Raw genomic sequence first — 7323 nt, 5'->3', positions numbered from 1 at the left:
CAGGTAGCCATCTGCGCGAATGTCGAAGCCATCGGCGGGTTTTTCGTTATAGTCCGCATAATCGCGGGAGCTATGCCAGTCGGTGGTACCGGCATAGGTGTTAAAGCCTAACTTCAGGAAGTCAGTCCAGGCTTCGGCACCCGCACCAACACGGCGGTTTTTACCGGTAAAGTCATCATCAAAGAAGACGTTTCCGCCGAACATCCAGTCCTTAAGGTTAAATACCCTGACCCCTAAGCCAAAGTTACCGGTATTACGGCCATCTGGCGCACGGTAGCCGAGCTGGGTAAACAGCAGCTGCTGCTGGTTGTCATATAGCGGCAGCAGGAAATCCAGGGAGCTGTCGTCCCAGTTGCCGTTATCATCAACGTTGAGCTTCACCTTAGCCGTACCAAACTGGCTCAGCCAGTCCTGCGCTGAGGAGGCCGCGTAGCCTGTGGCCGCTGAAGCCGCAACGCCTTTCATGCCGTCGGCACCAGAAGAGGAGAGTGCCGATGCCGTGGTGCTGAGCGTATCGCTGCCGGGCAGTGACGTGCTGTCCGCCTGCGGTTCGGTAGAGGTAGTCGTTGGTTGACTGAGTAGGAAAGAGGCTGAAACCGGATAGGTTGTCAGGGAAAAAATAAAAATAAAGAAGAGGACAAACGTTTGTTGCCAGTTAGACCGACGTATCCTCTCGAACAGGTGCGTTTTCCGCTCCCGGGTAAGCGGTTTGGGTTTTGATTTTACTTTCATTAGACAAGTCTCTTTTTCACAATGCCGAAAGCGTGCATAACATTCACGTTTGCACTTTTGAATTAATTGAAATTTGAATTTACATTTGAAAACGGAATAAGTAGTACACTCCCTTAATCAGGTTGACAACACTCTCTCTTGAAAGGCTAAAAAAGGTTTACACCAGCCCAAAATTGGCTCAATTATTTCTTATCATGGATATAAAACAAAACAAAAAAATTGCTCTATTTGAGACTTTCGTACCTCATTGATAAAAAAGGATTTTTTCCACTAAAATCAATACACTTGCCAGAGTGCCCCAGCCTAAATAGAGTGTACGGTTCTAATAATTATTTAATTTATTAGCGGCATGAATAACAGGAAAATGGAATTACTGGAAAGAGAACATAAAAAAATGAGCACACCGCCTGAAAATAACCTCTCTGATATTCTCTCCCGCCGCCCACTTCAGGCGTATCAGAGTCTTTTCTCTGCCCTCGAAGATAACGGGCACGTTTTTAACCTGGCGCCAGGCGAGAGTGCCGAAAAAAACGTGGCTGCTGAAAGCACAATCTGGTTCATTACGCGGGGCGTATTTACCGTAGTCAGGGAGTCTGACGCCAGCTGGTTGGGAACCGCCTCCGCACCCTTTATCGTGGGTATAAGCGGACTATTTTCTGCACATGGCGGAAGCTACAGCCTGATGGCGCAAAATAGCTGCCAGGGAATAAGCGTTGAACGCGATCTTTTTTTTCAATGTATCGACCAGCACCATCTCTGGCAGGACGTGGCGCATATTCAAGCCTGGCTACTGGAGCTGCTGCTTTTCCGGGATGGCTGGATCTCTTCAGGGGATGCGTACCAGATGGTGAGACGGCAGCTTCTGAATCTCATGAAGCTGCCCTATGACATTCGTATTACTACGCCCGTTGAGAGCTATATTCGCCATCACACCTGTCTTTCCCGCAGCTCGGTTTTTCGCATTCTTTCACAGCTGCGCAAAGGGAAGTTTGTGCTGATTAAAAAAGGGAAGCTGATTAACGTTGCACGCCTCCCTGAGAAGTATTGACGAGGGAAAGAGGCTACCCCTGTCCATATTTTTCCAGCAGCGCATTGGCAATGGCCAGGGTTTCCGCATCGGCGACGCCGTCATAGCGTGCCGGGCGGAAGTGCATCTGGAAGGCCATGATCACCCGCTTCTGCTGGGCTAACGTCATGCCCGGCACCACCTCATAGCCGTAGCGGTAGAGCACATCCAACAGCGTTGCGCTATCCACTCGTTGCGAAGGCGCACGGCCATTGAGGTAGAAGGTTACGCGCTGGGCATCCGGCCAGGCACCAATCCCCTGCGCAGCCAGCTCACGCCACGGAAAGAGCGGACCGGGATCGACCTTACGCTGGGGCGCGACGTCCGAGTGTGCCACGACGTTAGCTGGCAGTATGTTGTAACTATTAATGATATCCTTCGCCAGCGGGATCAGCGCGGCAATCTGCTCCGGGGCAAAGGGGGTAAAGTCTTTCTCTCTGCCTATCTTCTGCCAGCCGTGATTCTCCAGCTCAATGCCGATTGAGGTATCGTTGATACGTGTTGCGCCCCGCCAGTAGCTCACCCCGGCGTGCCACGCCAGCTGATCCTCGGGCACCAGCTGCCAGATGCGCGGCTTGCCGTTGTGAACCGGCGGATGTTCGGGGATCAGATAGTGGGCACTGACATCTTTATCCGTCAGGGTCGTAAGAGAGGTATCAAAGTCGCCGGCCGTGTAGTGGATCACCAGCACTTTGATTCTTGGATAAGCCGCCTGAGCCCGATGCTGGGTATCCAGCTCATAGCTCACCTTCTTAACCACGCCCTTGTCACTTATTTCGCTCTTCTTGCTTGCACAACCGGTAAGCAGCAGGGCCAACACTAACAGCCAGACTCGTTGCCACACCGGCTGCGACACAGGGGCGGGGAATAGCCGCATCTTTACTCTCCTTTTTAACCTTCGATGCCACAAGCGATGCATAATCAAACAGCCAGGGCTATGATAGATAAAACTATACACATGTCGTTAGCTTATAAGGAAATCATTATGCGCTACTCTTTTCTATCCGTCATTGCGCCCTGTGCGCTGGTGCTCACCGCCTGCACCACTCCCGTGACGCCCGCGTTTAAGGATATCGGCACCCGCAGCGGCCCCTGCGTGGCAGGCGGTCCTGATACCGTGGCGCAGCAGTTTTACGACTACCGCATCCAGCATCGCAGTAACGATCTGACAGCGCTGCGTCCGTACCTCAGCGACGACCTCGCCGCGATGCTGACCGCCGCCTCCCGCGACAGCCGCAACAGCACCCTGCTGAGCGCCGATCCCTTCTCCAGCCGCGCGACGCCAGCCCAAACGGCCAGGGTCGCCAGCGCCTCTACCATTCCCAATACCGACGCGCGCAATATTCCTCTGCGCGTAGAGCTGACCCAGGGCAATCAGCGCTGGCTGGATGAGGTGCTGATGGTGCGTGAAGGCCAGTGCTGGGCGGTAGATGATGTGCGCTATCTCGGCGGCAGCGTCCACGCCCCGGCAGGCTCTCTGCGCCAGTCAATCGAACACCGCTAATTGCCTGTACAGGCCGGACCTCCGCGATTTTGTGCTATTTTTAAGGTGGAAGACGGCCTGTAGTTAAGTTTTAACGCATAAATATTGCATAACTATTCTGTCAACGTTACTATTTGCGGCCTCAATTGCTATCAGATTGCCTCGATGAGTATTAAATTAAACGGCATTAACTGCTTCTACGGCGCACATCAGGCGCTGTTTGATATCACACTCGACTGCCCAGAGGGCGAGACGCTGGTATTGCTCGGCCCAAGCGGCGCGGGCAAGAGCTCGCTGCTGCGCGTGCTTAACCTGCTGGAGATGCCGCGCTCCGGCACCCTGAGCATTGCGGGTAACAATTTCGATTTTGCTAAAACGCCCTCTGATAAAGCGATCCGCGAGCTGCGGCAAAACGTCGGCATGGTGTTTCAGCAGTACAACCTCTGGCCGCATCTTACCGTGGTGCAGAACCTGATTGAAGCGCCCTGCCGCGTGCTGGGCCTGAGCAAAGAGCAGGCCCATGCCCGTGCCGATAAGCTGCTGGAGCGCCTGCGCCTGAAGCCCTACAGCGATCGCTATCCGCTGCACCTCTCCGGCGGCCAGCAGCAGCGCGTGGCCATTGCCCGAGCGCTGATGATGGAGCCGCAGGTGCTGCTGTTTGACGAGCCGACGGCAGCGCTGGACCCCGAGATCACCGCGCAGATCGTCAGCATTATTCGCGAGCTGGCGCAGACCAAGATTACCCAGGTTATTGTGACTCACGAAGTTGAAGTGGCGCGTAAAACCGCCAGCCGTGTGGTGTATATGGAAAATGGCTATATCGTCGAACAGGGCGATGCCAGCACCTTTACCGCCCCGCAGACCGATGCGTTTAAAAACTACTTATCTCACTGATTTTTTTTTGGGAAGTGACAATGAAAAAAGTATTGATTGCCGCGCTGCTCGCAAGCGTAAGCCTCTCTGCTACAGCAGCCCAAACCATTCGTTTCGCCACCGAAGCGAGCTACCCTCCGTTCGAATCCACCGATGCCAACAACAAAATCGTTGGCTTCGACGTCGATCTGGCAAACGCGCTGTGTAAAGAGATTGATGCGACCTGTACCTTCACTAACCAGGCGTTTGATAGCCTGATCCCAAGCCTGAAGTTCCGCCGCTTTGACGCGGTGATGGCAGGTATGGATATTACCCCGGAACGTCAGAAGCAGGTTCTGTTCACCACCCCGTACTACGACAACTCGGCGCTGTTTATCGGCCAGCAGGGTAAATATGCCAGCATCGATGCGCTGAAAGGCAAACGCGTTGGCGTGCAGAACGGCACCACGCATCAGAAATTCATCACCGACAAGCATCCGGAAATCACTACCGTACCGTACGACAGCTACCAGAACGCGCGTCTGGATCTGCAGAACGGCCGCATTGACGCCGTGTTCGGCGACACCGCCGTGGTGACCGAGTGGCTGAAGGCCAACGACAAGCTGGCAGCGGTCGGCGATAAGGTGACGGATAAAGAGTATTTCGGCACGGGTCTCGGCATTGCGGTGCGTCAGGGCAATACCGAGCTGCAGCAGAAATTTAATACCGCGCTGGAAAAAGTGAAGAAGGATGGGACTTACGAGACCATCTATAAAAAATGGTTCCAGAAGTAATCCTTGATGAATGAATTTTTTCCTTTAGCAAGCGCCGCCGGGATGACCGTCGGCCTTGCCGTTTGCGCGCTGGCCATTGGCCTGGTGCTGGCCATGCTGTTTGCCGTCTGGGAGTCCGCTAAGTGGCGACCTATTGCATGGATTGGCTCAGGACTGGTGACCATCCTGCGCGGCCTGCCGGAAATTCTGGTGGTGCTGTTTATCTATTTTGGCTCGTCACAGCTGCTGCTGGTGCTCTCGGATGGCTTTACCCTGAATTTGGGGTTTGTGCAGATCCCGGTGCAGATGCAGATTGAAAACTTCGATGTTAGTCCGTTCCTGTGTGGCGTGATCGCCCTCTCTCTGCTGTACGCGGCGTATGCTTCTCAGACCCTACGCGGGGCGCTGAAGGCGGTGCCGCAGGGGCAGTGGGAGTCCGGCCAGGCGCTGGGGCTGTCTAAAAGCGCCATCTTCTTCCGGCTGGTAATGCCGCAGATGTGGCGTCACGCTCTGCCGGGGCTGGGCAACCAGTGGCTGGTGCTGCTGAAAGATACGGCGCTGGTCTCGCTTATCAGCGTTAACGATCTGATGCTGCAAACCCGCAGTATTTCGACCCGTACCCAGGAGCCGTTTACCTGGTTTCTGGTGGCGGCGGCCATCTACCTGGTGATTACGCTTCTCAGTCAGTACATTCTCAAACGCATTGACCAACGCGCGACACGTTTCGAACGGAGGCCAGGCTGATGCTTGAGTATTTACCCGAACTGATGAAAGGGCTACACACCAGCCTGACGCTCACCGTGGCGTCGATTGTGGTGGCGCTGATCCTCTCCCTGATTTTCACCATCGTTCTGACGCTGAAAACGCCGGGGCTGGTGTGGATCGTGCGCGGTTACATCACGCTCTTTACCGGCACCCCGCTGCTGGTGCAGATCTTCCTGATCTACTACGGGCCGGGTCAGTTTCCATCGATCCAAGCCTATCCGTGGCTGTGGCACCTGCTCTCTGAGCCGTGGCTCTGCGCGCTGATCGCCCTGTCGCTGAACAGCGCCGCGTACACCACCCAGCTCTTCTACGGTGCCATTCGGGCGATCCCTGAGGGGCAGTGGCAATCCTGCGGCGCGCTGGGGATGAGCAAGAAGGATACGCTGGCGATCCTGCTGCCGTATGCGTTCAAACGCGCCCTCTCCTCCTACTCCAACGAAGTGGTGCTGGTATTCAAAAGTACCTCGCTGGCTTACACCATCACGCTGATGGAGGTCATGGGGCACGGACAGCTGCTGTACGGTCGCACCTACGACGTCATGGTCTTTGGTGCAGCGGGGGTTATCTACCTGATCGTCAACGGTTTGCTGACGCTGCTGATGCGGTTAATCGAGCGGCGGGCGCTGGCATTTGAACGACGCAGTTAAACGTAGCTACACACTACAGAGGCGGGGCAACCCGCCTTTTTTACGCCCGGATTAAGATAATTAATCATTAATATTGCATATCAATTCATTAAGTGGCATTGTAATTCCATACCGCAGACACGGTAATAACGATAAGATTGACAGACAGGAGCTCCATAATGAAAAAGTTAATTCTGGCCGCCATCCTCGCCACCTTTGCTGCCGGTGCCAGCGCAGCAGATAAAATCAGCTTCGGCTCCTCTGCCACCTATCCGCCGTTTGAGTCACTGGATGCCAGCAACCAGATCGTGGGCTTTGATATCGACCTGGCAAAAGCCCTCTGCAAGCAGATGCAGGCCGAGTGCACCTTCACCAACCACGCGTTTGACTCACTGATCCCAGCGCTGAAGTTCAAGAAGTATGATGCGGTGATCTCCGGCATGGACATTACCCCAGAGCGTAGCAAGCAGGTCTCCTTTACCGACCCGTACTATGCTAACTCGGCGGTGGTGATCGCCAAGAAAGACGCGTTTAAATCGTTTGACGATCTGAAAGGCAAGCGCATCGGCATGGAGAACGGTACGACCCACCAGAAGTACCTCCAGGATAAGCACCCGGAAGTGAAGACCGTGGCCTATGACAGCTACCAGAACGCGATCCTCGACCTGAAAAATGGCCGTATCGACGGCGTTTTCGGGGATACTGCGGTAGTGAACGAGTGGCTGAAAAACAACCCTCAGCTGGGTACCGCTACGCCGAAGGTGACCGATGCGCAGTACTTCGGTACCGGCCTGGGTATTGCGGTGCGTCCGGATAACAAAGCCCTGCTGGAAAAACTGAACGCTGCCCTGAAGGCCATCAAAGCCGACGGCACCTATCAGAAAATCAGCGACCAGTGGTTCCCGCAGTAATTTGCATTCCGCAGGTCAGGTAAGATTTTTAGGCCGGGTAAGGCGTAGCCGCCACCCGGCCTTCCGCATCCGTCAGGCGCTCTGGGGTTCCGTTGGGCTGGTGAAGAGTTGACAA

At 54.7% G+C, this 7323-nt stretch carries 9 protein-coding genes; 7 read left to right on the top strand and 2 right to left on the bottom strand.

What is annotated here, in order from left to right; genetic code table 11:
* Positions 1 to 732 (bottom strand): inverse autotransporter beta domain-containing protein (locus FN633_RS06135; protein ID WP_208673970.1); only part of this gene is annotated, 732 nt, incomplete at its 3' end.
* 394 nt (positions 733 to 1126) lie between these two features.
* On the opposite strand from FN633_RS06135, the gene FN633_RS06130 reads away from it, so the two are divergent.
* Positions 1127 to 1780 (top strand): helix-turn-helix domain-containing protein, encoded by a 654-nt coding sequence (locus tag FN633_RS06130; RefSeq protein WP_208673967.1) that lies wholly within the window; start codon positions 1127 to 1129, stop codon positions 1778 to 1780.
* Positions 1781 to 1793: 13 nt separating this feature from the next.
* Here FN633_RS06130 and FN633_RS06125 read toward each other — a convergent pair whose 3' ends face one another.
* Positions 1794 to 2675: an N-acetylmuramoyl-L-alanine amidase gene (locus tag FN633_RS06125; protein WP_154057102.1), complete on the bottom strand. Its 882-nt coding sequence runs from the start codon at positions 2673 to 2675 to the stop codon at positions 1794 to 1796.
* 108 nt (positions 2676 to 2783) lie between these two features.
* Here FN633_RS06125 and FN633_RS06120 point away from each other — a divergent pair, with 108 nt between their 5' ends.
* From FN633_RS06120 to artJ, 6 genes are all read left to right on the top strand, one after another.
* Positions 2784 to 3302 carry a lipoprotein gene (locus tag FN633_RS06120; RefSeq protein WP_154057101.1) on the top strand — a complete coding sequence of 173 codons (519 nt, stop codon included), beginning with the start codon at positions 2784 to 2786 and terminating at the stop codon, positions 3300 to 3302.
* A gap of 144 nt (positions 3303 to 3446) precedes the next feature.
* Positions 3447 to 4175, top strand: a complete 729-nt coding sequence (artP, locus tag FN633_RS06115; RefSeq protein WP_042392362.1) for an arginine ABC transporter ATP-binding protein ArtP — start codon at positions 3447 to 3449, stop codon at positions 4173 to 4175.
* A gap of 20 nt (positions 4176 to 4195) precedes the next feature.
* Positions 4196 to 4927, top strand: coding sequence for an arginine ABC transporter substrate-binding protein ArtI (artI, locus tag FN633_RS06110; RefSeq protein ID WP_042392360.1), 732 nt, complete (start codon positions 4196 to 4198; stop codon positions 4925 to 4927).
* A 6-nt stretch (positions 4928 to 4933) separates the two neighbouring features.
* The gene (gene artQ / locus FN633_RS06105; RefSeq protein ID WP_154057100.1) at positions 4934 to 5650 is read left to right on the top strand and encodes an arginine ABC transporter permease ArtQ; all 717 of its coding nucleotides are present in this window, start codon (positions 4934 to 4936) and stop codon (positions 5648 to 5650) included.
* The gene (artM, locus tag FN633_RS06100; RefSeq protein ID WP_042392357.1) at positions 5650 to 6318 is read left to right on the top strand and encodes an arginine ABC transporter permease ArtM; all 669 of its coding nucleotides are present in this window, start codon (positions 5650 to 5652) and stop codon (positions 6316 to 6318) included. The genes artQ and artM overlap by 1 nt, the downstream gene beginning before the upstream one ends.
* A 158-nt stretch (positions 6319 to 6476) precedes the next feature.
* Complete coding sequence (artJ, locus tag FN633_RS06095; RefSeq protein WP_154057099.1) at positions 6477 to 7208, top strand: arginine ABC transporter substrate-binding protein ArtJ; 732 nt, start codon at positions 6477 to 6479, stop codon at positions 7206 to 7208.
* Positions 7209 to 7323 lie beyond the last annotated feature (115 nt).

The sequence above is a fragment of the Pseudescherichia vulneris genome (genome assembly GCF_902164725.1).
GTDB classification, from domain to species: domain Bacteria; phylum Pseudomonadota; class Gammaproteobacteria; order Enterobacterales; family Enterobacteriaceae; genus Pseudescherichia; species Pseudescherichia vulneris.
Note: the sequence above shows the minus strand (reverse complement) of the source record. Positions and strands in the feature narration are given on the sequence as shown.